We start from the raw sequence: 670 nt of genomic DNA on the forward strand, positions 1-670 counted from the left end.
CACCACCGTCAGTACGGCCATCATCAGCGTGACGGCCAATGCTCCTAATGTAAGCATCACGGCCAATCCCTCGCTGACTATTGCTCAGGGCAGCAGCGCCACCCTGACCGCGTCGGGGGCCAACAACTATAAATGGAGCAACGGTGCCACCACCCCCGCCATTGTGGCCAACCAGGCGGGTCCCTATTCTGTCACGGGCACCACCTCAGCGGGCTGCTCAGCGACGGCCTCGGCGACGGTAGCTAACTCGGCGGGCACTCTGCTAACACTGACAACGACAACGGCTCCCAATCCCATTTGTGTGGGCGGATCGGCGAATTTATCGGTAGCCGTTTCGGGAGGAACAGGCCCTTACAGCTACACCTGGGTAGCCCCGGCGGGTGTGACTCTCAGTGGCACCAGCACCAGCGCGGTGACAGCCTCGGCTACTACTTCAGGCGTAAAGGCTGTCACTATCGTAGTGGCTTCTTCGGGCGGTTCACCCAGCAGCACCGGCATAGCCAGCCTGACGGTCAACGCCCCACCCAATGTAAGTATCACGGCCACGCCTTCGCTGACCATTACTCAGGGCAGCAGCACCACCCTGACCGCGTCGGGGGCTACCAATTACATCTGGAACACCGGAGCCACCACCCCCGCCATCGCCGTCGGCCCCACCTCCACCACCACC

General features: G+C 62.4%; 1 pseudogene. It reads left to right on the forward strand.

From position 1 onward, the window contains the following. A pseudogene (locus ACYVI1_RS08670) lies at window positions 1-670 on the forward strand (hypothetical protein); the annotation flags it as partial.

Source organism: Spirosoma areae (assembly GCF_054781775.1).